This is a genomic window from Streptomyces sp. NPDC051563, from assembly GCF_044454225.1.
In the GTDB taxonomy this organism is placed as follows: Bacteria; Actinomycetota; Actinomycetes; order Streptomycetales; family Streptomycetaceae; genus Streptomyces.
Map to the genome: position 1 here is coordinate 1 of NZ_JBITDL010000047.1, position 25011 is coordinate 25011.

Consider the following 25011-nt stretch of genomic DNA (forward strand, 5'->3'; position numbering starts at 1 on the left):
TCGCGTACTGGGCGTACGTGGTCGCCCCGGCAGTGCGGCCGGGTGCGGTGCCGGGCGTCGCGGGCCCGGCAAGATCCGAAAGAGACGGCCTAGCCGCGGGCGTAGACCCTCTCGGCCCAGCCCGCTATCTGCTCGTCCGAGAGGTGCTTGGCCAGATCGGCCTCGCTGATCATTCCGACCAGCCGCTTGTTGTCGATGACGGGAAGCCGGCGGATCTGGTGGCTCTGCATCTCCTCCAGCACCTCGGAGACGTCCGCGCCCGCGTCGATCCAGCGCGGGGTGCCCTGCGCCATGTCGCCGGCCGTGATCTTCGACGGGTCGTGCCCCTTGGCCACACAGCCGATGACGATGTCGCGGTCGGTCAGGATGCCGCAGAGCCGTTCGTTGGAATCACTGATGGGCAGGGCGCCCACATTGAGCCGGCTCATCAGCTGAGCGGCCCGGTCCAGGGTCTCGGTGGCGGGGATCCACTGGGCCCCGCGGTGCATGATCTCTCCGGCGGTGGTCATCTCGTCAACCTCCTGAGCACGCCGTAACGGCCGGGCACGGATGCGCCCGCCTCGGCGTCCTCATCGTCGTTCGCCCGTTCGGAGTACGCGACCCGGCGAGGACGGGAGGGGGCCGTACGGGTGACGCGCGGGGGGTCCGGGTGCGGAGCCCCAGGCGGGGCGCCGCACCCGGACGGCGGGTCATTCCGCGGCCGTCGGATCCGCCCCGCGCTGCTTCAGCATGTCGGCCATCAGCCGGAGTTCCGACTGCTGGGCTTCGACCATGCCCTGGGCCAGCGCCCGCTCGGCCGGGTTCGCGCACACGTCGGCGCACCCCTGGGCCATGGCGACGCCGCCCTTGTGGTGGTCGGTCATCAGCCGCAGGTAGAGCACCTCGGCGTCCCGGCCCTCCGCGGAGCCGAGCCGGGCCAGGTCCTCCTTGGTGGCCATGCCGGGCATCAGCGCGCCGGGCTTGGTGACGGCCCCGCCCATGTCGTGTCCCGCCATGTCGTGCCCGGCCGTGCCGTGCGCGTCGCCCGCCCCCATCCAGGACATCGGCGGCTCGTCGGCCACCACCTTGGGCAGGCCCCACATGTCCAGCCAGCCCAGCAGCATGCCGCGCTGGTTGGCCTGGGTGTTGGCGATGTCGTAGGCGAGGACGCGCACCGGCTCGTCCTTCGTGCGGTCCCGCACGATGAAGGACATCTCCACCGCCTGCTGGTGGTGCACCGCCATGTCCCGGGCGAAGCCCGCGTCGGCGGAGTAGAGCCCGGGCGTACGGGAGGCCTCGGGGGCGGAATCGGCGCCCCCCGCGGTGGCGACCGTGGCCCCCACCGCGAAGAGCAGCGCCAGGCCCACGGCCGAGCCCGCGGCCCAGTATGTACGGGCCACGGAACCGCTGCCGGCCGTACGGGTCACTTGTCGGCCAGCCCGTTCGTGCAGGCCGCGCCCGGCTCGGGGGTCTGCGGGCCCTGCACGTACTTGGTGAGGAACGTGGCCACCCGGGCGTCGTCCGCGTTGTCCACCGTCAGCTGCTTGCCCCACGCGCTGAGCATGATCGTGCCGGCCTGCTCCTTGACGGGGCTCATCAGCGTGTACGGGCGCTTGGCCACCGTGCCGGCGAGCTTCTCGACGTCGGCCGGGGCGGCCTTCTCGTTGTACGTCACCCACACGGCGCCGTGCTCCAGCGAGTGGACGGCGTTGACCTCGGGGATCGGGTTCTTGTAGACGTCGCCGTTGCAGTTCATCCAGCGGGGGTTGTGGTCCCCGCCGACCGGCGGGTTCATCTCGTACTTCACCGGGGTCTCGACGTGGTTGCGGCCGAGCTTCTTGGCGTCCCAGGTCTGCTCGCCGGCGACGGGCGCCTTGGCGGCGGCCTCCTTGGCCTCCGTCTTGTTCTGCTCGTTGATCATCACCCATGCGCCGAAGCCGATGAGCGCGGTGACGATGGCGGCCGACGTGGTGATCGCGATGGCCTTGTTGCGCCGGTCGCGTGACTGGTCGGCGCGGCGCATCTCGGCTATCCGCGCCTGGCGGGAGCTGTTGGTTTCGGACTTCCTGCTGGCCATGGCCCTGAATCCTTCGTGCTGAGGGGGGTGGAGGGGAGTACGCGCTGCCCGAGCGCAGTCGGACCGGGACCGGTCAGGTCCGCAGCACCTGCAGGGCGTACAGGTCGGGGCCGCGTGCGAGCGCCGCGGGGGTCCGGATCCGCGCCGCCGGCCCGGGCCGCTCCGCGGGCGCGGACACCCCGCCGGCCGCCGGGACCGCGGGTGGCGCCGGCGGCAGGAGCCCGGGGAGCACGTGCGAGAGCGGGGAGCAGCCCGGCCGGTCGTACGGCGCCACGCAGACGGCGCGCTGCGCGCCGGGAGCGTGCGCGGTGTGCCCGGCCCAGGTGACCGCCGCCGCGGCGGCCGGATGCCCGGCCCCGGCGGGCCAGCAGAGGAACGCCCCGCCGGCCAGCACCCCGAAGGCCATCAGGAGGACGGCACGGCGGAGCAGCGGACGTCTCCGACGTCCCTGCTCGTCATGCGCATGGCCCCCCATGGGCGCCGATGGTAATGCTCATGACCGGCCGAAGGTCAGTGCGGGGGTGCCACCGGCTTTCGGGGGTGCGTAATCTGGCGGAAACCACCGCTGGCGATACTGGGGCGGCCCGACTGTGCCCACGCCCCCGCGGCTGTGGTGCACAGGCCGCCTGAACTGCGAGGATGAAGCCATGGACAAGCAGCAGGAATTCGTCCTCCGGACGCTCGAGGAGCGCGACATCCGCTTCGTGCGCCTGTGGTTCACCGACGTGCTGGGCTTCCTGAAGTCCGTGGCGGTCGCGCCGGCGGAGCTGGAACAGGCCTTTGACGAGGGCATCGGGTTCGACGGCTCGGCGATCGAGGGGTTCGCGCGGGTCTACGAGTCCGACATGATCGCCAAGCCAGACCCGAGCACCTTCCAGATACTGCCGTGGCGCGCGGAGGCCCCCGGAACGGCGCGGATGTTCTGCGACATCCTGATGCCGGACGGCTCGCCCTCCTACGCGGACCCGCGGTACGTCCTCAAGCGCATCCTGAACAAGACCTCCGACCTGGGCTTCACCTTCTACACCCACCCGGAGATCGAGTTCTTCCTGCTGAAGGACAAGCCGCTGGACGGCACCAGGCCCACCCCGGCCGACAACTCGGGCTACTTCGACCACACCCCGCAGAACGTCGGCATGGACTTCCGCCGCCAGGCGATCACGATGCTCGAATCCATGGGCATCTCGGTCGAGTTCAGTCACCACGAGGGCGCCCCCGGCCAGCAGGAGATCGACCTGCGCTACGCCGACGCCCTCTCGACGGCCGACAACATCATGACCTTCCGCCTGGTCATGAAGCAGGTCGCCCTGGAACAGGGCGTCCAGGCCACCTTCATGCCGAAGCCCTTCTCGGAGTACCCCGGTTCGGGCATGCACACCCACCTCTCCCTCTTCGAGGGCGACCGCAACGCCTTCTACGAGTCGGGCGCCGAGTACCAGCTCTCCAAGGTCGGCCGTTCCTTCATCGCGGGCCTGCTCAGGCACGCGGCGGAGACCGCCGCCGTGACCAACCAGTGGGTCAACTCCTACAAGCGCATCTGGGGCGGCTCCTCGCGCACCGCCGGCTCCGGCGGCGAGGCCCCCTCGTACATCTGCTGGGGCCACAACAACCGCTCGGCCCTGATCCGCGTCCCGATGTACAAGCCGGGCAAGACGGGCTCCTCCCGCGTGGAGGTCCGCTCGATCGACTCGGGCGCCAACCCGTACCTCACCTACGCCGTCCTCCTGGCCGCGGGCCTCAAGGGCATCGAGGAGGGCTACGAGCTCCCGGCCGGCGCCGACGACGACGTCTGGGCCCTCTCCGACGCGGAACGCCGCGCGATGGGCATCGAACCCCTCCCGCAGAACCTCGGCGAGGCCATCGCCCTGATGGAACGCAGCGAACTGGTGGCCGAAACCCTCGGCGAGCACGTCTTCGACTTCTTCCTGCGCAACAAGAAGCAGGAGTGGGAGGAGTACCGCTCGGAGGTCACGGCCTTCGAACTCCGCAAGATGATGCCGGTGCTGTAACCCCGGGCTCCCGCACCACACCGCCTCCGGGCCGCCGGTCACCGACCGGCGGCCCGGAGGCGTGTGTGCCGGGCCCCGGGGGCCGCGGCGCGGCTACGCCGGCGGGATCGCCGGGTGCCAGGTGGTGCGGGTGGGGACGGGGAGGGAGGTGGCCACGTGGAGTTCGGCGTCCAGGCCGAGGACCGTCATCGTCAGGGCGCCGCCCGGTTCCTGGATGCCTGCCGGGGCGCCCGCGTAGAGCATGCGGGACTCCGACCAGGCCGGCGGGCCGCCGAGGCCCGTGGTGCTGATGGTGCCCGAGTCGGCGCGGCCCGATATGAGGCGGCCCGCCACGCCCACCGCGCCGTAGCCGGCCCGGCCGCCGGCCTCGGTGACGCTGGAGACGGCCGGCTTCGTGGCGGCGCCGGCCGCCGTGACCAGGGCGGTGCGGACGACCCCGGAGTCGGGGCGCCGGAAGTAGAGGCGGACGCCCGCCGCCTCCGGGGCGGCGGTGAGGGGGACGGTGGTGGCCGGGAGCCCGGTCGGGAAGGGGCCGGCCAGCGGGGCGCCCGGGGCGGGCTGGATCCAGGCCAGCACCGACTGGGTGGTGGCGGCGTAGACGTGGCGGCGCCCGGCGGAGTCGGTGGCCGCCACCGGGTCGGACTGGAGGTCGGCGCCGCCCAGGTGCTGCCAGCCGCCGAAGGCTCCCGAGGGCTCCTGGGTGCGGGCCAGCAGGGCGCGGCGGGAGTCGCGGACGTACACCGTCAGCCGCCCGTCGGGGTCGCAGACGGCCGAGGGCGCGCTGATCGAGGAGGTGCCGGGCTCGTCGCCGGGCTCCGGGGTGCCCAGCGAGACCCACGCCCCGAACGGACCGCCGGGCACGGACTGGGCGGCGTAGACGATCTCGCGCCGGTACTCCTGCGGCCGGTCGCCGAAGACGGTCCGGGTCGCGAGGACGGCGACGCGCCCGTCGGGGAGGCGGGCGGTGCTCGCGCCGGGGTCGATGCCGGTGCCCGGGAGCATGGCCGGGCCCTGCCAGGCGGCGCCGGGGCCGGTGCCGGCCCCGCGGTTCCAGACGGCCATCTGGCCGTCGAGGACGGCGAAGGCGTACAGCCGGCCGGTCGTGCCCTGCACCAGCCAGGAGGAGTGGTCGCCGCGTGCGTACCGCAGCGACTGGGCCCAGTTGCGGCCGGTCGGGCTGCCCGCCACCTTGCGGTCGCCGCAACCGGAGCGCGAGCCGCAGTAGTTCTGCTTGTCCTGCCAGGCGTACGTCTTCAGGTAGCCGGTCTTCGTCTCGGCCGTCTGCGGGTCCAGCGTGTGCGGCAGGGTGCCGTTGTGGTAGCCGAGGTAGTTCTGCACCGTGAAGCGGGGCCGCTGCCCGACCGGGACCCGCGCGGCGTACGAGGCGGCCCCGGCCTGCGCGAACCGCGCCGCGTACATGTGGTCCTGATGGTCGGTGAGCCGTCCGGTATCGAGGTACCGGCCCGGCGACGGGTCCTGCATCCGTATCGTCGTCGGCTTGTACAGCTCCAGGATCCCCGATATCGCCGCTATCACCTGGTCCTTGGTGTACGCGGACGGCTGCGTCACCGGGGTGCCGGCGGCGGGCTGCGGGGTGAGCGCCGGTATTCGGCCGTTCCACAGGCCGCGCAGGCTGTCCGGGGTGTCGGAGACCGGGGCGCGGGCCTCGCGCAGCTGCAGCCAGACCAGGTTGATCCGCGGCTTCGCGACGAGGACGTCGAGCTCGGCGCGGCCGCCGCCCGCGGTGGGGATGACCGTACGGCGCCACGGGCTGGTGCGTTCGCCGGTGGCCATCTGCGCGTAGGCGGACCGTATGCCGTTCTGCCGGGCCTCCGCGTAGTGGCCGCGGTCGGCGGGCTGCTGCGGGTCCTTGGCGGCACCGCCGTTGGCCTCGTTGCGGCCGTCGGCCTCGCCGGCGGTGAGGTAGAGGGTGGTGAGCGGGGTGCCGGAGGCCAGGGAGCGGCTGAGGTCCGGGTTCATGAAGAACAGGTCGTCGTCCGGGTGGGCGACGATCTGGACGACCGAGCCGGCGGTGGCGCTCACCGGGAGGACGGCCGAGGAGTCGGTTCCCGGGACGGCCTCGGCAGCGGTCTGCTGGCCGGAGGCGACGGCGAGCGCGCCGGTGACCCCGATGGTCAGCATCGGGACCACGGTCGCGAGGAGGAAACGTCGGCGGGATACGGGCATCGGCTGCGCCTTGGGGTCGTTCCGGCAGGAAGAACCGGGTGAAGCTGTCGGTCAGTCACTGAGAGGCCGATCCGGGCCAGTTGGTTCACCCGTTTCGCCGATGAGTTCAGATGTGTGGACATGGCCGCCCGCGTACGCCCCTTGCGGGCGGTTCGTACGTGTCCGCGGTCACAGCGCCGACAGGGGGCCGCCCGCCACCGTCCGCGCACACCAAAAAACGCCCCCCTTGGGGGCGTTGATGGGTGGGCGCAGACCGTTACCGGACCGTCAGGACGGTCTCAGGGCAGGCTCAGGGCCGCCTCAGGGCCGGCCGGCCCGTCACGGCGAGCCGTTCGGCCGGCCCACCGGCTGCCACGGAGTCAGGTGCGCGTCCGCGTCGTCCGCCGACGAGGTCACGTACAGGCGCCCGTCCAGTCCCATGACCGCCAGGTCGACCGTGCTCTTGCCGTTCATCGTCGAGGAGGGCGCCCCGACGAACATCAGCGGCGACGTCGCCCACGGCCGGCCGAGGCCCAGGTCCGAGCCCAGTTCCCCGCCCGCCGCCCGCCCGGCCAGCAGGTGGCCGCTCGCCGTCACCGAGCCGAAGCCCGACAGCCCGCCCACGTCGGTGAGCGCGCTCGCCTTCAGCCCGCCGGCGCCCGTGAACAGGGCGGTGGCGACCCCGCCCGAGTCCGGCTTGCGGAACCACAGCCGTACGCCGTTCTCACTGCTCTGCGCCGTGATCGGCAGCGCGGGCGCGGGCAGCCCGGTCGCGGTGGCGGGGCCGAGCGGGGCGCCGGCCTTCGGCTGGGCCCAGCCCAGCACGCTCTTGGTGGTCGCGGCCAGGACGATGCGCCGGCCCGCGGCGTCGGTCGCGGCGACCGGGCTGCCGTGCAGGTCGGAGCCGCCGTACGCGTCCCACGGGCCCCAGCTGCCGCCCGGTGACTGCACCCGCCCGCGCAGGGTGTACGCGCCGTCGCGCACGTAGACCGCGAGCTGCCCGGAGCCGTCGAGGGCCACCGCGGGCGCGCTGATGTCGGAGGTCCAGTTCTCGTCGGAGGTCTCCGGCGTACCGAGGGCCGTCCACGCTCCGAACTCCTGGGCGCCGGGCGCCCGCTGGACGGTGTAGACGACCTCGCGCCGGTAGTCGGCGGGCCGGGCGCCGAAGGAGGTGCGGATGCCGAAGGCGGCGATCCGGCCGTCGCCCAGCGTCACGGTGGAGATGCCCTGGTCCATGACGGTGCCGGCGGCGCCGGGGAGCAGCCGCGGGCCGCTCCAGGCGCCGAGCAGGCCGTCGCGGTGCCAGAGGGCGAGCTGCCCGTCGAGCACCTTGAACGCCCACAGCCCGTGCTCCTTGTCGGAGGTCAGCCAGGAGGTGGCGGTGCCGCGGGCGTAGTTGATGGAGGAGGTCCAGTGGTTGCCGGACGGGTGGCCGGCGACCTTCAGGTCCCCGCAGCCGGCGGCGCTGCCGCAGTCGTTCAGCCGGTCGGTCCAGGCATAGGTGTCCAGGATGTCGAGCTTGGTCCGGGCCTCGTCCGGGCCGAGGGCGCTGGGGAGGGAGCCGTTGAAGTAGCCGAGGTAGTTCTGCACGGAGAAGTGCGGACGGTCCTTGACCTCCTTCGCGTAGGCGCCGAGCGCGACCTGGACGAAGCGGGCGCCGTAGAAGTGGTCCTGGTGGTCGGTGTAGTGCCTGTTGCCGGGGAACCGGCCGGGCGACGGGTCCTGGGAGCGGACGGTGGTCGGCCCGTACTGCGTCAGGAGCCCGACGAGGGTCCGTACGACCTGGTCCTTGGTGTACGTGAACCGTTGCTTGACCGGGGATCCGGAGGCGATCATCGACTCCAGCCGGGGGACCTTGCCGTCCCAGAGGCCGTGCAGGCTGTCGGGCCGGTCCGCCCACACGTTGCCGGCCTCGCGCATCTGCAGCCAGACCAGGTTGACCTGCGGCTTCGCGGTGAGGAGGTCCACCTCGGCGCGGCCGCCGCCCGCGGTGGGCACGACCGTGCGCCGCCAGGGGCTGTCCCGGTCGCCGGTGGCCATCTTCGCGTAGGCGGCGCGGATGCCGTTCTGGCGGGCCTCGGCGTAGGCGGGCTTGTCGGGCGGGGTGGCGGCCGCCCGGGCGTCGTCCGCGTTGATCCCGTCGGCCTCGCCGGAGGTGAGGTACACGGAGGTGACGGGGTGGCCCGCCGCTATCGAATAGCGCAGGTCCGGGTTCATGAAGTAGAGGTCGTCGTCGGGGTGCGCCACGATCTGGAGCACCCGGCCGGGGTCCGCGGGTGCCGCCGGGTCGGCGGCCCCGGAGGCGGCCCCGGTGGCGGCGCCCACCGCCTTGCCGTCGGCGGCGGGGTGGCGGGCGAGGGCCTCGACCGCCCCGGTGCCCCGGACCAGCAGCATCCCCCCGGCGGCGGCCGCCGCACAGAACCCGACGGCCTTGACGACCCGGCCCCGCCGCCTGCGGGCGGCCGCCGGGGCCCGCCGCGCCCGGGCCCCGGCGGGGCCTTCGCCCCGGCTGCCGGCCCCGGCGGGGGCTGCGCTCCGGCTGTCGGCTCCGGCAGGGCCTTCGCCCCGGCTGCCGGAGGGGCTTTGGTCCCGGCTGCCCGATCGGCCGCCGCCGGGGCCGTCGTTCCGCCGGGCTGACGGTTGGTCGGACGGGGGTTCGGGGTCTGACACGGGGCTCCTCCTGGCCGGTACGCGGGGAGCGGGCCCCATTGCGGGACAAGTGTGCCAAAAATCCGACAATTAGTCCCATTGGGCATGCGGTGAGTCGAACGCCTGCTCCGGCTAGGCTCTCCCCGGGCGGAAGCGCGGACCCTGCCGGAGGCGACACCCGCCAAAGACGGCACCCCGCGAAACCGCCCCGCCAGGGCAGAGGCAAGGGCAGGCCGACGTACGCGGGAGGCGGCGGGATGACAGTCCCGGGACGCAGGAGCAGTACCTTCAGCCGGCTGCTGCGCAGCGGGTTCACCGACCCCTCGGCCGCCGCCCGGCTGCTCGACACCGACGCGCTGGCCGCCGTACGCACCGATCCGGTGCTCCTCGACGCTCTCGGGGCCACCGCCGATCCCGACCTCGCCCTCCTCGGGCTGGTCCGGATCGCCGAGGCGCAGGCCCCCGAGGAGCTGCCCGTCCTCCTGGACACCCTGGTCAGTGCCAAACCCCTGCGCGACCGCCTGCTCGGTGTCCTCGGCGCCTCCGAGGCCCTCGGCGACCACCTCGCCCGCCACCCCCGCGACTGGCAGGCCCTCGTCACCTACGAGGCGGCCGATCTGCACCCCGGGCTCCCCGAGTTCGAGAACGGGCTGGCCGGCGCCCACGACCCCGTCGCCCTGCGCATCGCCTACCGCCGCTGCCTGCTCTCCATCGCCGCCCGCGACGTCTGCGGGACCATCGACGTCGCCCAGACCGCCGCCGAGCTCGCCGACCTGGCCACCGCCACCCTCCGTGCGGCCCTGCGCATCGCGAGCGCCGCCGCCCCCGAGGACGCGGCCGTCTGCCGGCTCGCCGTCATCGCCATGGGCAAGTGCGGCGGCAACGAGCTGAACTACGTCTCCGACGTCGACGTCATCTTCGTCGGCGACGCGGCCCCCGGCGCCGACGAGGGCAAAGCCGTCCAGGCCGCCACCCGGCTCGCCTCCCACCTCATGCGGATCTGCTCCGAGACCACCGTCGAAGGCACCATCTGGCCGGTCGACGCCAACCTCCGCCCCGAGGGCAGAAACGGTCCGCTGGTCCGCACCCTCGCCTCCCACCTCGCCTACTACCAGCGCTGGGCCAAGACCTGGGAGTTCCAGGCCCTCCTCAAGGCCCGCGCCGTCGCGGGCGACGAGACGCTCGGCGCCGAGTACATCGCCGCCATAACTCCCCTCGTCTGGCAGGCCGCCGAGCGCGAGAACTTCGTCCCCGACGTCCAGAAGATGCGCCGCCGCGTCGTCGACAACATCCCCGCCGCCCAGGTCGAGCGCGAGCTGAAGCTCGGCCCCGGGGGCCTGCGCGACGTCGAGTTCGCCGTCCAGCTGCTCCAGCTCGTGCACGGCCGCTCCGACGCCACCCTGCACTCCGGCACCACCCTCGACGCGCTCACCGCCCTCGCCGCCGGCGGCTACGTCGGGCGCACCGACGCCGCCCAGCTCCACGACGCGTACCGCTTCCTGCGGGCCATGGAGCACCGCATCCAGCTCTACCGGCTGCGCCGCACCCACCTCGTCCCCGAGGACGAGGCCGACCTGCGGCGCCTGGGCCGCTCGCTGGGCCTGCGCACCGAGCCCGTCGCCGAACTCAACAAGGCCTGGCGCCGGCACGCCTCCGTCGTCCGCCGCCTGCACGAGAAGATCTTCTACCGGCCGCTCCTCGACGCCGTGGCCCAGCTCGCCCCCGGCGAGACCCGGCTCTCCCCGCGCGCCGCCGGGCAGCGCCTGGAAGCCCTCGGGTACGCCGATCCGGCCGCGGCCCTGCGCCACCTGGAAGCCCTGGCCTCCGGGGTCACCCGCGCCGCCGCCATCCAGCGCACCCTGCTGCCCGTGCTCCTCGGCTGGTTCGCCGACTCCGCCGATCCGGACGCCGGCCTGCTGAACTTCCGCAAGGTCTCCGACGCCCTCGGCCGGACCCCCTGGTACCTGCGCCTCCTGCGCGACGAGGGCGCCGCCGCGGAGAACCTCGCCCGGGTGCTCTCCGCCGGACGCCTCGCCCCCGACCTCCTCCTGCGCGCACCCGAGGCGGTGGCCCTGCTGGGCGACCCCGAAGGACTGGTTCCCCGTACCCACGAGGCGCTGGAGCAGGAGGTGCTCGCCGCCGTCGGCCGCGCCGAGAACCCGGAGGCCGGGGTGGCCGCCGCCCGCGGAGTGCGCCGCCGCGAGCTGTTCCGTACGACCGCCGCGGACATCATCGGCTCCTACGGCACGGAGGACAGCCCGGCCGAGGAGGACCACGGAGCACTGGTCGACCGGGTCGGCCGAGCCGTCTCCGAACTCACCGCCGCCACCGTCGCCGGGGCCCTGCGCGCCGCCGTCCAGGGCCACTGGGGCGACACCCTGCCCACCCGCTTCGCGGTCATCGGCGTCGGCCGCTTCGGCGGTCACGAGCTCGCCTACGGCTCCGACGCGGACGTCCTCTTCGTCCACGAGCCGCGCGAGGGAGTCGACGAACAGGAGGCCGCCAAGGCCGCCCACAACGTCATCGCCGAGATGCGCAGGCTCCTCCAGCTGCCCACCGCGGACCCGCCGCTGCTCATCGACGCGGACCTGCGCCCCGAAGGCCGCTCCGGCCCCCTGGTCCGCACCCTGCCCTCCTACGCCGCCTACTACCGGCGCTGGGCCCTGACCTGGGAGTCCCAGGCGCTGCTGCGCGCCGAACCGGTGGCCGGCGACCTCGACCTCGGCCGGCGCTTCATCGAGCTGATCGACCCGCTGCGCTACCCGGTGGAAGGCCTCGGCGAGGACGCCGTCCGCGAGATCCGGCGCCTGAAGGCCCGGATGGAATCCGAACGCCTGCCCAGGGGCGCCGACCCGACCCTGCACACCAAACTGGGCCGCGGCGGCCTCAGCGACGTCGAGTGGACCGTCCAGCTGATCCAGATGCGGCACGCCTGGGCGCAGCCGGGCCTGCGCACGACCCGGACCCGCGAGGCCCTCGCCGCCGCGCACGCGGCCGGGCTGATCCCGACCGAGGAGGCGCAGATCCTGGACGAGGCCTGGGTGCTGGCCACCCGGGTCCGCAACGCCGTGATGCTGGTCCGCGGCCGCGCGGGCGACACCTTCCCCTCGGAGGCCCGGGAACTGGCGGCGGTCGGCCGCTACCTGGGCTACGCGGAGGGGACGGTCGGCGACATGCTGGAGGACTACCGCCGCATCACCCGCCGCGCGAGGGGCGTGGTGGACGAGCTGTTCTACGCGGGATAGGCGGACGCGGCCGGGCGTGCGCGACGGACGCGGTGGGCGTGCGCGACACGCCCACCGGAACGTCAACTGCCAGGTGTAACAGCCCTGTTGCTCATGTCACGTTTCGCCGACCTCCGGCCAGGGGATTCGGTCCCCTCGGGGCGGGCTGAAACCGTAGCGGAACCTCATGGATCATCCGATTCCGACCCATCTCGCATAGCGGGATTCCGTAGAGCGCGTGAGCGGCGATCCGTAGCGTCCCTGATACCAGAGCCCACGCCCGGAGCGGAATGGAATCAACCGTTTCGTCGCCATTGGCGCCTCGGTGGGTGTGGGGTCCCATGCACGTCCATGGCAAGCACGGGGGAGAGTCAAGATGAAGGTACTTGTGGTCAGCCCGCCGAACTCCAACACCGTTCTGGACGGAGTTTCCTGCACGGTCACCCGGCCCGAGGAGCACACCGACTGGTCCGATTTCCCCAACCTCGGGATCCTCACCCTGGCCTCCGCGCTGCGATCCGTCCCCGGCGTCGATCCGGTGTACATCGACGGGACCGTGATGCCCTGGCCGGAGGTGCTCGCCTACGTCGAGGACAACGCCGGCGACATCCTCGCGCTGTGCGTCAGCGCGCTCACCGCCACCTACGAGGCCGGACTGCACTTATGCGCCGCCGCCAAGCGCGTGAACAGCCGGATCGTCACGATCGTGGGCAACGACCACGTGACGGCGCTTCCCCGCGAGTGCCTGTCCTCGCAACGAGGGGTGATCGACTACGCGTTCATCGGGAACGAGGTCGTCGGCAGCCTCGTCGATCTCATAGCCACCCTCCGCGGCGGCGGTGCGGTGGCGGGTGGCGTCTATCCCGGCCTCGCCCGTTTCGACGGCACGGACATGACGGTGCAGCCGCAGCGGAGCGAGCCCGTCTACACCCGGATCGACTACTCGCTGATCGACGCCGTCTTCGATCACTCGTCGCTGTACGACGGCAATTTCGGCAGCCGGGTCGTGCCGACCTTCGAGCACTTGACGGGCCGCAGGGTGACCGCGGGAATGCCCGTCGAGATCGGCCGGGGGTGCATCAAGTTCGCCCGGAACGACGCCTGTTCCTTCTGCTCGATCCAGTTCGGCGGCATGTGGCGCAACTCAGTCCCCGACGGGGAATCGGCGTGGGAAGTGATCCGCTCGGCGCACGCGTCCGGCTACGACTACCTCTACCTGACCGCCGACGAACTGCCCCTGACCTTCGGCAGGCTGCTGCGGGAGATGGTCGGCTCACCGCCCGGATGGTGGGCGGACCTCTCCGAAGACGACCGCCCCGTGATGGTGGGCTACGCCCGGGCGGACGGCCTGTCCGACGAGCGGCACGCCGCCAACCTGCGGGCGCTCGGCGTACGTCAGCTCATGGTCGGGCTCGACGCGGGGACCCCGGTCTCCCTGCAGGCGATGCGCAAACCCCTGGTGTCGATCCGCGAGAGCGACTCCCGGTTCCGCGCCGAGAAGATGTTCGACCACAACGTGAAGGCGCTCCAGTCGGCCAAGAACAACGGCCTCCTCCTCAAAGTCGGCTTCGTCATCGGCCATCTGGGCATGGACGCCGCGCTGATGCGGGAGAACATCGACTCCATGAAGGCGCTGCTGGCCTCCGGGGCCGGCGCCATCGCCTCCCTCGACGTAGAAGTGCTGTCCCCCGAGCCGGGATCCCTGGACTTCAAGATGCTGCTGGACCCGGCGCTGGCCCGCGCGAACGCCGACGAGCTCGCACTGTCGATGCCCAGCCGGCAGGAGCACGAACTGCGGGCCAGGAAGTGGCGGGGCAAGGACATCATCGACAGGGAGGAGGCGATGGCGGACTACGTGGAGTCGGTGATGCCGGGCCTCACCCTGGACGACCTGGCCGGTGCCAGGGCCGAAGTGCGCGACTACGGCAAACAGCTCGGCGTCACCGTCGGCGGCTGACGGCAGGGGCGCCCCGCGATGACTCTCACCCTGCTGACGGGATTCGCCGGACTCTGCCTGATCCTGGCGATCACGCCGGGGCCGGACACGTTCCTGATCCTCAGGTACAGCCTCTCCGGAGCCCGCTACGGCGTCGCCGCGGCGTTCGGATCGGGCATCGGCTCGCTCGTGTGGGCCGCGATCGTGGCGCTCGGCCTGGGCGCCGTCCTCGAAAGGTCGGCATCCGCCTTCCTCGTGGTCAAGGTGATCGGCGGCCTGTACCTGCTCTACCTCGGAGTCACCGGATTCATCGAGTTCGTCCGCGGTGAGGAGGTCTCCGCCGCCGCTCCGCCACGAGACGGCCCACCGCCTCCACGCGGCACCCGGGCGGCCCTGAACTCCGGACTGTTCTCGTGCCTGCTCAATCCGAAGGTGGGGCTGTTCTTCCTCGCCGTCGTACCGCAGTTCCTGCCCGCCGACGACGCCGGCTTCGGATCGATCATGGTCCTCGGCGTCATCGACGGGGTGGTCGCGGTCGCCTGGCTGGTGCTCCTGGCCAAGGCGGCCGCCAAGGCGGTCGGATGGCTGCAGAAGCCGAAGATCACCCGCACGATGGGATGGATCAGCTCGGGCACCCTGGCGCTGCTGGGCGTCGGCACCTTGGTGACGGCACTGTGAGGCGAGTCGGCGCTGCGGGGCGAGTCGGCACTGTGGGGCGAGTCGGCGCGTTCGCCGATGTCAGCCGGTGCCGCGTGCCGAGGCCACGGCCTCGGCGACCGTCAGGGCCATCGGCGTGGTGGGGCGGCCGATCAGGCGGGACAGGTCGCCGGAGGTGCCGGCCAGGCGGCCGCGCTCGATGGCGAGGTCCACGTCGACCAGGATCTCGGCGAACGGTGCCGGGACGCCCGCGCCGGTGAGGACGGCCTGGTGGGCCTCGGGGGTCACGGGGTTGTACGCGATCTCCCGCCCCGTGGCCCGCGCCACCGCCGCCGCGAACTCCGCGAAGGACCAGGCCGCATCGCCGCTGAGTTCGTACGCCCGGCCCAGGTGGCCCTCGCCGGTCAGCACGGCCGCGGCCGCCGCCGCGTAGTCGGCCCGGGCCGCCGAGGCCACCCGGCCCTCGCCCGCGTTGGAGAGGACCGCCCCGTGCGCGAGCACCGGCGCCAGGTTGCCCGTGTGGTTCTCGGTGTACCAGCCGTTGCGCAGGAAGGTGTACGGCAGCCCGGAGGCGAGGATCAGCTCCTCGGTCGCCCGGTGCTCGGCGGCCAGCGCGAAGTCCGCCTCGGGGCCGCCCAGGATGCCGGTGTACGCGAACTGCGCCACCCCGGCAGCCTTCGCCGCGTCGATCGCGGCGGCGTGCTGGGGCACCCGCTGCCCGACCTCGCTGCCGGAGATCATCAGGACGCGGTCGCCGGAGCGGAAGGCCCCGGCGAGGGTCTCGGGCGCGTTGTAGTCGGCGAGGCGCAGTTCGACGCCCCGGGCGGCGAGCGGGGCGGCCTTCTCCTCGTCGCGGACGACGGCGGCGATCTCCCCGGCGGGGACGCCCCGGGCGAGCAACTCGTCGATGACGAGACGGCCGAGGGCTCCGGTGGCTCCGGTGACGACGATGCTCATGGCGGTTCACTCCTGGTGCGGTGCTTGCTGCTGCTCCCGTTTCCGGGCTGTGCACTCACCGTACGGCGGGTACTAACGAAACGACAGTACCCACTTTGAAGTAAGGTACTGGCATGGGAGTAAGCGAGATGCGCGAGAAGTGGGCCCGGGCCGAGGCCATGTGCCCGCACCGGCTCGTCCTGGAGCACGTCACCAGCCGCTGGGGCGTCCTCGTGCTGGACGCCCTGCTCGACCGCTCGTACCGCTTCAGCGAACTGCGCCGGGAGATCGGATCGGTCGCCAAGGTCAGCGAGAAGATGCTGACGCAGACCCTCCAGACGCTGGAGCGCGACGGCTTCGTGCACCGCGACGCCAAGCCCGTCATCCCGCCCCGCGTCGACTACTCGCTCACCCCGCTGGGCCGCGAGGCCGCCGAGCGGGTCCGCGCCCTCGCCCACTGGACGGGCCTGCGCATGGACGACGTGGAGAAGGCCCGCGCGGCCTACGACGAGGCCAAGGAGCGGGCGGCGGCCCTGGACCGGGACCCGGCGTAGCGGGAGCTCACGCCCCGATGCGCACCAGCGCGAGCGTGATGTTGTCGGGGCCCCCGGCCTCGATGGCGGCCCTCCACAGCTCGAAGGCGGCCTTGCCGTCGTCGTGCATCCGCAGTACCTCGTCGATGGCCTCGTCGGGCACCGGGTCGGTCAGCCCGTCGGTGCACACCAGGTAGCGGTCGCCCGTGGCCAGCGGGAAGGCGGCCACGTGCGGGGTGAGGACGTGCTCGGCGCGGCTCCCGCCGAGGGTCTGCGTCACAGCCGAGGTGGTGCGCTGCCCCGGCGGAAGCGGCGGGCTGTCGTCCACGCTGACCTGGCGCATCCCGTCGTCGGCCACCCGGTACACCTTGCTGTCGCCGACGTTGAACGACAGCAGGGACTCCGGCATGACCAGGGTCCCGGCGACGGTGGTCCCCATCGAGGCCAGCTCCGGACGGCCCTCGGTGGCGGAGTGCACCGCGCGGTTGCAGAGGTTCAGCGCGTCCTCGACCGCCTCGGCGCCGTCCAGGGTGGGGCCGAGCAGGGCGAGTTCCCGGGCGACCAGCTCGCTGGCGACCTCGCCGGCCGGCTGCCCGCCGAGCCCGTCGGCGACCGCGACGACCAGCGGTCTGGCGAGGGGGAACAGCAGCGTCTGGGGGCTCCGGGTCGTGGTCCCGCACAGTGTCCACGGCCCGATGACCAGGCTGTCCTCGTTGTGCGAGCGGACCAGTCCGACATGGCTCAGAGCGGTCACGGCTATGTAGGCCACCACCAGGTCCCGCCTCTCCACGACGGCGGACGCGCCCCTCCCCGCCGCGCGTCCCTTCCCGCCCCCATTGTCACGCCGCAGGGCGGTTACTGCTCCTGCGCCCCGGACGCGCCCGGGGCGGCCGCGGCGGCCCCGGCGGCCCCGGCGTCCAGGTCGGCCCCGCCGTCCGGGCCGGCCCCGCCCCGCAGGTCCCGCGCGTACGCCAGGAACGCCGTCAGGCCCACCTCGAAGGCGGCCTCCGCGCGCCCCGGGCCCTGGGCGGCCAGGGCCCGGGCGAGCAGCGGGGTGCCCGGGGTCGGCTCCCACATGGCGTCCGGGGCCGCGAGGTCCAGCGCCGAGCCCAGGACCAGGTTCTCCAGGCCCGTGAGCAGCGGCATCACCTGCTCCGCGGCGAAGCCGGCGCGGAGCATCAGGGACACCGCCCGTTCGTACTGCGCGAGCACCGCGGGGGCCCGTACCGGAGTGGTCATCAGCAGCGGGATGGCCCGCGGATAGGCGGCGAAGGCGGCCCGGTACGAGCGGGCCCAGGCCTCCAGTGCGCCGTCCCACGGCTCCGTAGAGGACAGGGTGCCGCCGTCGATCGCGGCGCACACGCGCTCGCGGATCAGCTCGATCACCCCCGCCCGGCCGTCCACGTGGTGATACAGCGACCCGGTTTGCACCCCGAGCGCCCGGGCGATCTGCGGGACGCTGAACTCGCCCTGCTCCGCCAGTAGTTGCAGGGCCGCAGCGCCGATCCGCTCCCGGTCGAGCAGTGGGGTGCGTGGCCGCGCCATCGTATTTCTCCCGCCGTCAGGTCTTCCCGTACGCCAAAACCGGAGGCTACATTGCCGCAAACCGAAAGACTTTAGGTTTTCGGCTTCCCGCCGCCTGCCGTTCGCAGAAGGGTGCCTCCCGCATGCCCGAAACAGCCGAGCCGCCGAGCACGAGTACCGACCTGCGCCGCGGCGCGCTCGGTACCGCCGACATCTCCTTCTTCGTGGTCTCCGCCGCCGCCCCGCTCACCGTCATGGCCGGAGTCGCCCCCGTGGCGATCCTGCTCGGCGGCATCGGAGCCCCCGCCGGCTACCTCCTCGCCGGCCTCACCCTCGCGGTCTTCGCCGTCGGCTTCACCACCATGAGCCGCCACGTCCGGGGCGCCGGCGCCTTCTACGCCTACATCGCCCGCGGCCTCGGCAAGCGCGTGGGCATCGGCGCCGCCCTGCTCGCCCTCATCGGCTACAACGGCATGGAGATCGGCGTCTACGGGCTCCTCGGCACCACCACCGCCGACACCGGGCACGCCCTCGCCGGCCTCGACGTCCCCTGGCTGCCCGTCTCCCTCGCCGGCCTCCTCCTCATCTGGTACGGCGGCTTCCGCTCCATCGACTTCGGCGCCAAGCTGCTCGGCGTCCTGCTCGTCGCCGAGACCGGGATCCTCGTCCTGCTCGCGGGCGGCGTGCTCATCGAGGGCGGCGCCCACGGACTCTCGGCCGGCTCCTTCGCCCCCGGCGCGGTGCTCGTCCCCGGCACCGCGGCGGTGCTGGCCTTCGCCTTCGCCGCGTTCACCGGCTTCGAGTCCACCGTCATCTACCGCCGCGAGGCCCGCGACCCCGACCGGACCATCCCGCGCGCCACCTACATCGCCGTCGCCTTCCTCGGCCTCTTCTACGCCTTCATCGTCTGGACCGTCATCCAGGCCTTCGGCTCCTCCGAGGTCATCGCGGCCGCCGCCGACGACCCCGCCGGCCTCTTCTTCACCGCCATCACCACCTACGTGGGCCCCTGGGCGGCCGACCTGATGCACGTCTTCATCGTCACCAGCGTCATCGCCTCCCTCCTCGCCTTCCACAACGCCATCAACCGCTACGCGCTCGCCCTCGCCGAGGAAGGCGTCCTGCCCGCCGTCCTCGGCCGGATCCACCCGCGCCACGGCTCCCCGTACGTCGCCGGCGCGGCGCAGACCGCCCTCGGCGCCGTCATCGTGCTGGGTTTCGCCCTCGCCGGAGCCGACCCGTACCAGCAGCTCCTGCTCTGGGTGAACACTCCCGGCATGATCGGCCTCATGGCCCTGATGCTGCTCGCCGCCATCGCCGTACCCGTCTACTTCCGCCGCGTCCGCCACGACGAGGGGCCCTGGCGGACCCTGATCGCGCCCGTCACCGCCGCCGTGCTGCTGGCCGTGGCGATCTGCCTGGTCGTCTCCAAGGTGGCCCTCTTCACCATGGCCTCCAGCACCGTCAACACCCTGCTCGTGGCCCTCGTGCCCGCCGTCTTCCTCGCCGGGCTCGCCCTCGCCCAACGCCTGAAGACCCGCCGACCCGAGGTCTACGCCCGCTTCGCGGAGGAGCCGGGCGGGGCCGGGGCGGCAGCCGGGGTGCCCTCGGCGCCGTCAGCGCCCGCAGCGCACGGGGAGTCCGCGGCACCCGTGGCTTCCGCATAGCCGCATGGCCGCAGGGCCGCAGCACCCGTACAGCCCGATCATCACCCGCCCCAGCCGCCCCACCCGCCCGATCAGCCCCACCAGCCCGAACCCCCGCAAGGAGCAGAGCCGTGCCCGCTGCCGACACCGTCCTCACCGGAGCCCGCGTCCGCACCCTCGACCCCGCCCGCCCCGAGGCCCGCGCGGTGGCCGTCCTCGGCGGCGAGATCGTCGCCGTCGGAGACGAGGCCGACGTCCGCGACTGGCGCGGCCCCGGCACCGAGACCGTCGACCTCGGCGGCGCCACCCTCACCCCCGGCCTCACCGACGCCCACAGCCACCCCGTCTGGGGCATCGAGATGGCCACCGGCACCGATCTCTCCGCCGTCACCGACCTCGACCAGCTCCGCGCCGCCCTGCGCACCGCCGACCGGGGCCCCGGCGGCTGGATCACCGGCTTCGGCCTCGACCACAACGCCTTCGGCGGCCGCCCCGTCGACAAGGCCCTGATCGAGGAGGCCCTCGCCGGGGCCCCCGCCTTCCTGCGGCTCTACGACGGCCACTCCGCGCTCGCCTCCGGCGCGGCCCTGGCCGCCGCCGGGATCACCGGCCCGCGCGCCTTCGCCCAGCGCTCGGAGATCGTCTGCGGCCCCGACGGGCGGCCCACCGGCCACCTCGTCGAGCACGCCGCGATGGACCTGGTCGGCTCGCTCGCACCGAAGCCCACGTACAGCGAGCGCCGCGAGCGCCTCACCGCGCTGCTCTCCGACATGGCCGCCACCGGCCTGACCGGCGCGCACGTCATGGACCTCGGCGACGGGGACGTAACCGCCCTGCTCGCGACCGCCGAGTACGAGGGCGACCTGCCGCTGCGGCTGAACCTCTCGCCCTGGTGCATGCCCGGAGCCACCGGCGAGGACCTCGACGAGCTGATCGAGCTCCAGCGGCTCGCCGGCCGCCACTGGAGGGTCGGCGGGGTCAAGTTCTTCATGGACGGCACCGTCGAGGGCGGCACCGCCTGGCTGGAGCACGCCGACTGCCACGGTCGGGGCACCGACGCCTTCTGGCCCGACCCGCAGGCCTACGCCGGGGCGGTACGGATCCTCGACGCGGCCGGGGTGCGCACCGCGACCCACGCCATCGGCGACGCGGCGGTCCGGCACGTCCTGGACACCGTGGAGTCACTGGGGCTGCGGGGCCGGATGCGGCACCGGATCGAGCACATCGAGACGGTCCCGGACGGCCAGCTGAAGCGGTTCGCAGAGCTCGGGGTGATCGCCTCGATGCAGCCGCCGCACACCGCGTACACCCGGGCCGACCACAGCGACGAATGGTCCAAGCGGCTGGGGGAGGAGCGGGCCGGCCGCGCCTGGCGCTGCCGGGACCTGCGAGAGGCCGGGGCGGTGCTCGCGCTGGGCTCGGACTGGCCGATCGCCCACTACGACGCCCGCCAGGTCCTGGCCACCGCCCGCAGCCCGCGCGGCGCGGCCTCGGCCGGTACGGGTGCCTGGACCGGGGCGGCCCTGAGCGGACTGATGGCCCTGGAGGGCATGACCTCGCACGCCGCGCTGGCGGCGGGGGAGGAAGCGGTGGCGGGGCGGATCGCGGCCGGCCACCGGGCCGACCTGACCGCCTTCGGCCTGGACCCGGTGGACGCTCCGGCGGACGAGCTGGCGGGGGCACCGGTCCGGCTCACCATGTCGGGGGGCCGGATCACCCACCGGGAGGGGTGAGGGGGCCGCGGCTCAGCGCTGGAAGCGGGCCAGGGCCGGATGGTTCAGGAGGGCCGCCGTCACCGGATGGCGGCCGGTCTCCTCCGGCCTGCGCGGCAGGTGGTGCGGCAGGGAGCCGTACCAGGCGCGGGAGACCGTGTAGCCGAAGGCCAGGCAGAGCATGCCGCCGACGGCGTCGAGCCAGAAGTGGTTGGCGGTGGACACGATCACGATCAGCGTCGCCGTCGGGTAGAGCAGGCCCAGGATCCGGGCCCAGGGGGCGGAGGCGACCGCGAAGATCGTCAGCCCGCACCAGAGCGACCACCCTATGTGCATGGACGGCATGGCCGCGTACTGGTTCGACATGTGCTTGAGGTTCCCGGAGGCCATGGAGCCCCAGGTGTGGTGGACCAGCACGGTGTCGACGAAGTTCTGCCCGTTCATCAGCCGGGGAGGCGCGAGCGGATAGAAGAAGTAGCCGACCAGGGCCACGCCCGTGGTGGCGAAGAGGACGAGCCGCGTCGCCGCGTAACGCCCCGGATGGAAACGGTAGATCCAGACCAGTACGCCGATGGTCATCACGAAGTGGAGGGTGGCGTAGTAGTAGTTCATGCCCACCACGAGCCAGGTCACCGAATTGACCGCGTGGTTGATCCGCTCCTCGACGGCGATGCCGAGCGACTGCTCCACCTTCCAGATCCAGTCGGCGTTCGCGAGTGCGGCCGCCTTCTGCTCGGGCACGGCGTTGCGGATCAGCGAGTACGTCCAGTAGCTGACCGCGATGAGCAGGACCTCGAACCAGATCCGGGGTCGCCGGGGGGCGCGCAGCCGAGAGAGCAGTGCACGCTCGGACGACTCCGGGCGGTCCTTGCTCTCGGTCACGGGGGGTGACGAGACGTCCGTCCGGGTATCCAGTGTCTTCACGCTCGCTTCACCCATAGGAAAAGAGTCTGCCAGATGGCAACTCGCCTCCGATCATCCCTTGGGACGGTCTTGCGCGCAGCCTCTCCACCTCGCGGACGACCGGAGGCCATACGTCCCTAGGGGAAATGCCAGGGGCGCCCGTCAGGGGCGTGCTGGTCCGCGGCCCTGCTGGGGGCCCGACGCGGTCGAACCGCGGACCACCAGCTCGGGCAGGAACACGAACTCGCTGTGCGGGGCCGGCGTACCGCCGATCTCCTCCAGCAGGGTCCGTACCGCGGCCTGCCCCATCGCCTGCACGGGCTGGCGGATGGTGGTCAGCGGCGGATCCGTGAACGCTATGAGCGGGGAGTCGTCGAAGCCGACCACCGACACGTCCTGCGGGACCTTCAGACCCTGCTGCCGGGCCGCCCGGATCGCGCCGAGCGCCATCATGTCGCTCGCGCACACCACCGCCGTGCAGCCGCGCGCGATCAGCGCGGCCGCGGCGGCCTGCCCGCCCTCCAGCGTGTAGAGGGAGTGCTGGATCAGCTCCTCGACCTCGTCCTCGCCGAGTCCGAGCCGCTCCTTCATGCCGAGGCGGAACCCCTCGATCTTGCGCAGCACCGGCACGAACCGCTTGGGCCCCACGGCCAGCCCGATCCGGGTGTGCCCGAGCGCGGTCAGATGGGTCACGGCGAGCTGCATCGCGGCCCGGTCGTCGGGGGAGACGAAGGGGGCCTGCACCTTGTCGGAGAAGCCGTTGATCAGGACGTACGGGACGCCCTGCCCGCGGAGTTGGTCGTAGCGGCCCATGTCGGCCGTGGTGTCCGCGTGCAGTCCGGAGACGAAGATGATCCCGGAGACCCCGCGGTCGACCAGCATCTCCGTCAGCTCGTCCTCCGTGGACCCGCCGGGCGTCTGCGTGGCCAGCACCGGGGTGTAGCCCTGCCGGGTCAGCGCCTGGCCGATGACCTGGGCGAGCGCCGGGAAGATGGGGTTGTCGAGCTCGGGCGTTATCAGGCCGACGAGTCCCGCGCTGCGCTGGCGCAGCCGTACGGGGCGTTCGTAGCCGAGGACGTCGAGGGCGGCCAGCACGGATTCACGGGTGCCTGCGGCCACACCGGGCTTGCCGTTGAGCACGCGGCTGACTGTGGCTTCGCTGACCCCCGCCTGGGCTGCGATGTCGGCTAGCCGTGCGGTCACGGGATTGGACTGTACCGGTCGGACGTTCACCATGACCACCACGTGCACGAATCGGGGGGAAGCCGGACGGTGCGCCCGTCCGTCTCCACCGGCGCGCTCGACAGGACGGGCCGCCCGGGCGAGGGCAGTTCGAGCGGGACCGGGCGGGTGTTGAGCGTGCACGCGAAGCCGGGACGGGTGAAGAGCAGCACCCCCTCGGGCGCGGGCAGCCACTGCATCCCGGCGGCCCCGGACTCCGTCCCCGCCTCCGGCGCCCCCAGGCCGGGCATCGCGCGGCGCAGTTCCAGGGCGGCCCGGTAGAGCTCCAGGGTGGAGTGGGGGTCGCCGGTCTGCGCGGCGACGCTGAGCCCGCCCCAGCCGGCCGGCTGCGGGAGCCAGCTCCCGGCCGGCCCGAAGTCGTACGGGGGCTCCTGCCCGGACCAGGGGATCGGTACGCGGCAGCCGTCGCGCAGCCCGTCCTGCCCGGCGCCGCGGGAGAAGGCGGGGTCCTGGCGGACCTCGTCCGGGAGGTCGGTCACCTCGGGCAGGCCGAGCTCCTCGCCCTGGTAGACGTACGCCGAACCGGGCAGCGCCAGCATCAGCAGCGCGGCCGCCCGCGCCCGCGCCAGGCTGCCGTAGCGGGTGCGGTGCCGTACGACGTCGTGGTTGGACAGCACCCAGGTCGTCGGGGCCCCGACGGAGGCGGTGGCGGCGAGGGACTCGTCGATGACGGTGCGCAGCGCGACGGTGTCCCACGGGCAGTTCAGGAAGCGGAAGTTGAAGGCCTGGTGCAGTTCGTCGGGGCGGACGTACAGCGCGAGCCGCTCGGAGGTGGGCGCCCAGGCCTCGGCGACCCCGATGCGCGGGACCTCGTAGGAATCGAGCAGCCGCCGCCAGGAGCGGTGGATCTCGTGGACCCCGTCCTGGTCGAAGAAGGGGAGCGGCTCGATGCCGATCAGGGTGGCCTGCGCACCGCGGCCGATGTCCGGCAGGCCCGGGGCCTTGACCATGCCGTGGGCCACGTCCACCCGGAACCCGTCCACGCCGAGGTCGAGCCAGAACCGCAGGACGGCGGAGAACTCCTCGGCGACCTCGGGGTTCTCCCAGTTCAGGTCGGGCTGCTCGGGGGCGAAGAGGTGCAGGTACCAGGCGCCGTCCGGGGTCCGGCTCCAGGCGGGCCCGCCGAAGACCGACTCCCAGTCGTTGGGCGGGAGCTCCCCGGCGGGGCCCCGGCCGGGGTGGACGTGGTAGCGCTCGCGGGCTCCGGGCTCCCCGGCCAGCGCCGCCCGGAACCAGGCGTGCTGCTCGGAGGTGTGGTTCGGGACCACGTCGACGATCACCCGCAGTCCCAGGGCGTGCGCGGAGCGGATGAGGGCGGCGGCGTCGGCGAGGTCCCCGAAGAGCGGGTCGACGGCCCGGTAGTCGGCGACGTCGTAGCCGCCGTCGGCCTGGGGGGAGAGGTAGAAGGGGGTCAGCCACACGGCGTCCACCCCGAGCCGGGCCAGGTGGGGCAGCCGCTCGCGGACCCCGCGCAGGTCCCCGACGCCGTCGCCGTCGCTGTCCGCGAAGGAGCGGACGTACACCTGGTAGATGACGGCATCGCGCCACCAGCCGCCGCCCGCGGTGGCGTTGCTGGAAGCGCTTGCAAGCCGGGAGGCGGTCAACTCGTGGGTCATATCGGGTCAACGCGCGTACGCGCCCCCTGGTTGCGGGCCCGGACAGTCGAAGAGGGTTCGAACTAACAGCAAGCTGCGGCAACCGTCCGGACACACGGATGTAACGATCACCCCTTCTTGCAGAAAGTTCCCGCAAGGTCTTTCGGTCGGCTTTCAGGCTTGTTACGTTCTCGGCAACTCGGGACCGCGAGGCGCGGCCGGG

19 protein-coding genes are annotated in these 25011 nt (G+C 73.0%); 7 read left to right on the forward strand and 12 right to left on the reverse strand.

Annotated features, from left to right (window positions below; all coding sequences use genetic code 11):
* Positions 1 to 89 precede the first annotated feature (89 nt).
* The 4 genes from ACIA8F_RS36565 to ACIA8F_RS36580 form a co-directional block, all read right to left on the reverse strand.
* Positions 90 to 509, reverse strand: coding sequence for a CBS domain-containing protein (locus tag ACIA8F_RS36565; RefSeq protein WP_399385351.1), 420 nt, complete (start codon positions 507 to 509; stop codon positions 90 to 92).
* 180 nt (positions 510 to 689) lie between these two features.
* Positions 690 to 1379: a DUF305 domain-containing protein gene (locus tag ACIA8F_RS36570; RefSeq protein ID WP_399385352.1), complete on the reverse strand. Its 690-nt coding sequence runs from the start codon at positions 1377 to 1379 to the stop codon at positions 690 to 692.
* 23 nt (positions 1380 to 1402) lie between these two features.
* Positions 1403 to 2056: a DUF3105 domain-containing protein gene (locus tag ACIA8F_RS36575; RefSeq protein ID WP_399385353.1), complete on the reverse strand. Its 654-nt coding sequence runs from the start codon at positions 2054 to 2056 to the stop codon at positions 1403 to 1405.
* 73 nt (positions 2057 to 2129) lie between these two features.
* On the reverse strand, positions 2130 to 2531 hold the full coding sequence (locus ACIA8F_RS36580; protein WP_399385354.1) for a hypothetical protein: 402 nt from the start codon (positions 2529 to 2531) through the stop codon (positions 2130 to 2132).
* A 172-nt stretch (positions 2532 to 2703) separates the two neighbouring features.
* Between ACIA8F_RS36580 and glnA the strand changes: the two genes are divergently transcribed.
* Positions 2704 to 4065: a type I glutamate--ammonia ligase gene (gene glnA / locus ACIA8F_RS36585; protein ID WP_267757824.1), complete on the forward strand. Its 1362-nt coding sequence runs from the start codon at positions 2704 to 2706 to the stop codon at positions 4063 to 4065.
* A 93-nt stretch (positions 4066 to 4158) separates the two neighbouring features.
* On the opposite strand, the gene ACIA8F_RS36590 is transcribed toward glnA, so the two are convergent.
* Both ACIA8F_RS36590 and ACIA8F_RS36595 read right to left on the reverse strand, forming a co-directional pair.
* Positions 4159 to 6252 carry a PIG-L family deacetylase gene (locus ACIA8F_RS36590; protein ID WP_399385355.1) on the reverse strand — a complete coding sequence of 698 codons (2094 nt, stop codon included), beginning with the start codon at positions 6250 to 6252 and terminating at the stop codon, positions 4159 to 4161.
* 318 nt (positions 6253 to 6570) lie between these two features.
* Positions 6571 to 8625, reverse strand: coding sequence for a PIG-L family deacetylase (locus ACIA8F_RS36595; RefSeq protein ID WP_399385356.1), 2055 nt, complete (start codon positions 8623 to 8625; stop codon positions 6571 to 6573).
* 512 nt (positions 8626 to 9137) lie between these two features.
* Between ACIA8F_RS36595 and ACIA8F_RS36600 the strand changes: the two genes are divergently transcribed.
* The 3 genes from ACIA8F_RS36600 (at position 9138) to ACIA8F_RS36610 (ending at position 14718) form a co-directional block, all read left to right on the forward strand.
* Complete coding sequence (locus tag ACIA8F_RS36600) at positions 9138 to 12125, forward strand: bifunctional [glutamine synthetase] adenylyltransferase/[glutamine synthetase]-adenylyl-L-tyrosine phosphorylase (protein ID WP_399385357.1); 2988 nt, start codon at positions 9138 to 9140, stop codon at positions 12123 to 12125.
* Between the two features lie 355 nt (positions 12126 to 12480).
* Positions 12481 to 14061, forward strand: a complete 1581-nt coding sequence (locus ACIA8F_RS36605; RefSeq protein ID WP_399385358.1) for a B12-binding domain-containing radical SAM protein — start codon at positions 12481 to 12483, stop codon at positions 14059 to 14061.
* Positions 14062 to 14079: 18 nt separating this feature from the next.
* Positions 14080 to 14718: a LysE family translocator gene (locus ACIA8F_RS36610; protein WP_399385359.1), complete on the forward strand. Its 639-nt coding sequence runs from the start codon at positions 14080 to 14082 to the stop codon at positions 14716 to 14718.
* Positions 14719 to 14778: 60 nt separating this feature from the next.
* Here the strand turns inward: ACIA8F_RS36610 and ACIA8F_RS36615 are convergent, their stop codons facing one another.
* Positions 14779 to 15654, reverse strand: a complete 876-nt coding sequence (locus ACIA8F_RS36615; protein WP_399385360.1) for an NAD(P)H-binding protein — start codon at positions 15652 to 15654, stop codon at positions 14779 to 14781.
* A gap of 113 nt (positions 15655 to 15767) precedes the next feature.
* On the opposite strand from ACIA8F_RS36615, the gene ACIA8F_RS36620 reads away from it, so the two are divergent.
* A complete protein-coding gene (locus tag ACIA8F_RS36620; RefSeq protein ID WP_399385361.1) occupies positions 15768 to 16187 on the forward strand; it encodes a winged helix-turn-helix transcriptional regulator in 420 nt (139 codons plus the stop codon).
* A gap of 7 nt (positions 16188 to 16194) precedes the next feature.
* Here ACIA8F_RS36620 and ACIA8F_RS36625 read toward each other — a convergent pair whose 3' ends face one another.
* Both ACIA8F_RS36625 and ACIA8F_RS36630 read right to left on the reverse strand, forming a co-directional pair.
* Positions 16195 to 16935: a PP2C family protein-serine/threonine phosphatase gene (locus ACIA8F_RS36625; RefSeq protein WP_399385387.1), complete on the reverse strand. Its 741-nt coding sequence runs from the start codon at positions 16933 to 16935 to the stop codon at positions 16195 to 16197.
* A gap of 86 nt (positions 16936 to 17021) precedes the next feature.
* Positions 17022 to 17711 (reverse strand): TetR/AcrR family transcriptional regulator, encoded by a 690-nt coding sequence (locus tag ACIA8F_RS36630; protein ID WP_399385362.1) that lies wholly within the window; start codon positions 17709 to 17711, stop codon positions 17022 to 17024.
* A 122-nt stretch (positions 17712 to 17833) separates the two neighbouring features.
* Between ACIA8F_RS36630 and ACIA8F_RS36635 the strand changes: the two genes are divergently transcribed.
* Both ACIA8F_RS36635 and ACIA8F_RS36640 read left to right on the forward strand, forming a co-directional pair.
* Positions 17834 to 19357, forward strand: a complete 1524-nt coding sequence (locus tag ACIA8F_RS36635) for an APC family permease (protein WP_399385363.1) — start codon at positions 17834 to 17836, stop codon at positions 19355 to 19357.
* A gap of 110 nt (positions 19358 to 19467) precedes the next feature.
* Positions 19468 to 21069, forward strand: a complete 1602-nt coding sequence (locus ACIA8F_RS36640) for an amidohydrolase (RefSeq protein ID WP_399385364.1) — start codon at positions 19468 to 19470, stop codon at positions 21067 to 21069.
* Between the two features lie 12 nt (positions 21070 to 21081).
* On the opposite strand, the gene ACIA8F_RS36645 is transcribed toward ACIA8F_RS36640, so the two are convergent.
* The 3 genes from ACIA8F_RS36645 to ACIA8F_RS36655 all read right to left on the reverse strand — a co-directional run bounded on the left by ACIA8F_RS36645 (position 21082) and on the right by ACIA8F_RS36655 (position 24809).
* Positions 21082 to 21987, reverse strand: coding sequence for a phosphatase PAP2 family protein (locus tag ACIA8F_RS36645; RefSeq protein ID WP_399385365.1), 906 nt, complete (start codon positions 21985 to 21987; stop codon positions 21082 to 21084).
* A gap of 126 nt (positions 21988 to 22113) precedes the next feature.
* Positions 22114 to 23154 carry a LacI family DNA-binding transcriptional regulator gene (locus ACIA8F_RS36650; protein ID WP_383942357.1) on the reverse strand — a complete coding sequence of 347 codons (1041 nt, stop codon included), beginning with the start codon at positions 23152 to 23154 and terminating at the stop codon, positions 22114 to 22116.
* Positions 23155 to 23180: 26 nt separating this feature from the next.
* The gene (locus tag ACIA8F_RS36655; RefSeq protein ID WP_399385366.1) at positions 23181 to 24809 is read right to left on the reverse strand and encodes a glycoside hydrolase family 13 protein; all 1629 of its coding nucleotides are present in this window, start codon (positions 24807 to 24809) and stop codon (positions 23181 to 23183) included.
* Positions 24810 to 25011: the final 202 nt, after the last annotated feature.

Coding starts and splice junctions, on each gene's coding strand:
- ACIA8F_RS36655 (WP_399385366.1), bottom strand. CDS start 24,809: ATGACCCACGAGTTGACCGCCTCCCGGCTTGCAAGCGCTTCCAGCAAC.
- ACIA8F_RS36615 (WP_399385360.1), bottom strand. CDS start 15,654: ATGAGCATCGTCGTCACCGGAGCCACCGGAGCCCTCGGCCGTCTCGTC.
- ACIA8F_RS36645 (WP_399385365.1), bottom strand. CDS start 21,987: ATGGGTGAAGCGAGCGTGAAGACACTGGATACCCGGACGGACGTCTCG.
- ACIA8F_RS36635 (WP_399385363.1), top strand. CDS start 17,834: ATGCCCGAAACAGCCGAGCCGCCGAGCACGAGTACCGACCTGCGCCGC.
- ACIA8F_RS36580 (WP_399385354.1), bottom strand. CDS start 2,531: ATGGGGGGCCATGCGCATGACGAGCAGGGACGTCGGAGACGTCCGCTG.
- ACIA8F_RS36600 (WP_399385357.1), top strand. CDS start 9,138: ATGACAGTCCCGGGACGCAGGAGCAGTACCTTCAGCCGGCTGCTGCGC.
- ACIA8F_RS36610 (WP_399385359.1), top strand. CDS start 14,080: ATGACTCTCACCCTGCTGACGGGATTCGCCGGACTCTGCCTGATCCTG.
- ACIA8F_RS36590 (WP_399385355.1), bottom strand. CDS start 6,252: ATGCCCGTATCCCGCCGACGTTTCCTCCTCGCGACCGTGGTCCCGATG.
- ACIA8F_RS36630 (WP_399385362.1), bottom strand. CDS start 17,711: ATGGCGCGGCCACGCACCCCACTGCTCGACCGGGAGCGGATCGGCGCT.
- ACIA8F_RS36595 (WP_399385356.1), bottom strand. CDS start 8,625: ATGCTGCTGGTCCGGGGCACCGGGGCGGTCGAGGCCCTCGCCCGCCAC.
- ACIA8F_RS36565 (WP_399385351.1), bottom strand. CDS start 509: ATGACCACCGCCGGAGAGATCATGCACCGCGGGGCCCAGTGGATCCCC.
- ACIA8F_RS36575 (WP_399385353.1), bottom strand. CDS start 2,056: ATGGCCAGCAGGAAGTCCGAAACCAACAGCTCCCGCCAGGCGCGGATA.
- ACIA8F_RS36620 (WP_399385361.1), top strand. CDS start 15,768: ATGGGAGTAAGCGAGATGCGCGAGAAGTGGGCCCGGGCCGAGGCCATG.
- glnA (WP_267757824.1), top strand. CDS start 2,704: ATGGACAAGCAGCAGGAATTCGTCCTCCGGACGCTCGAGGAGCGCGAC.
- ACIA8F_RS36605 (WP_399385358.1), top strand. CDS start 12,481: ATGAAGGTACTTGTGGTCAGCCCGCCGAACTCCAACACCGTTCTGGAC.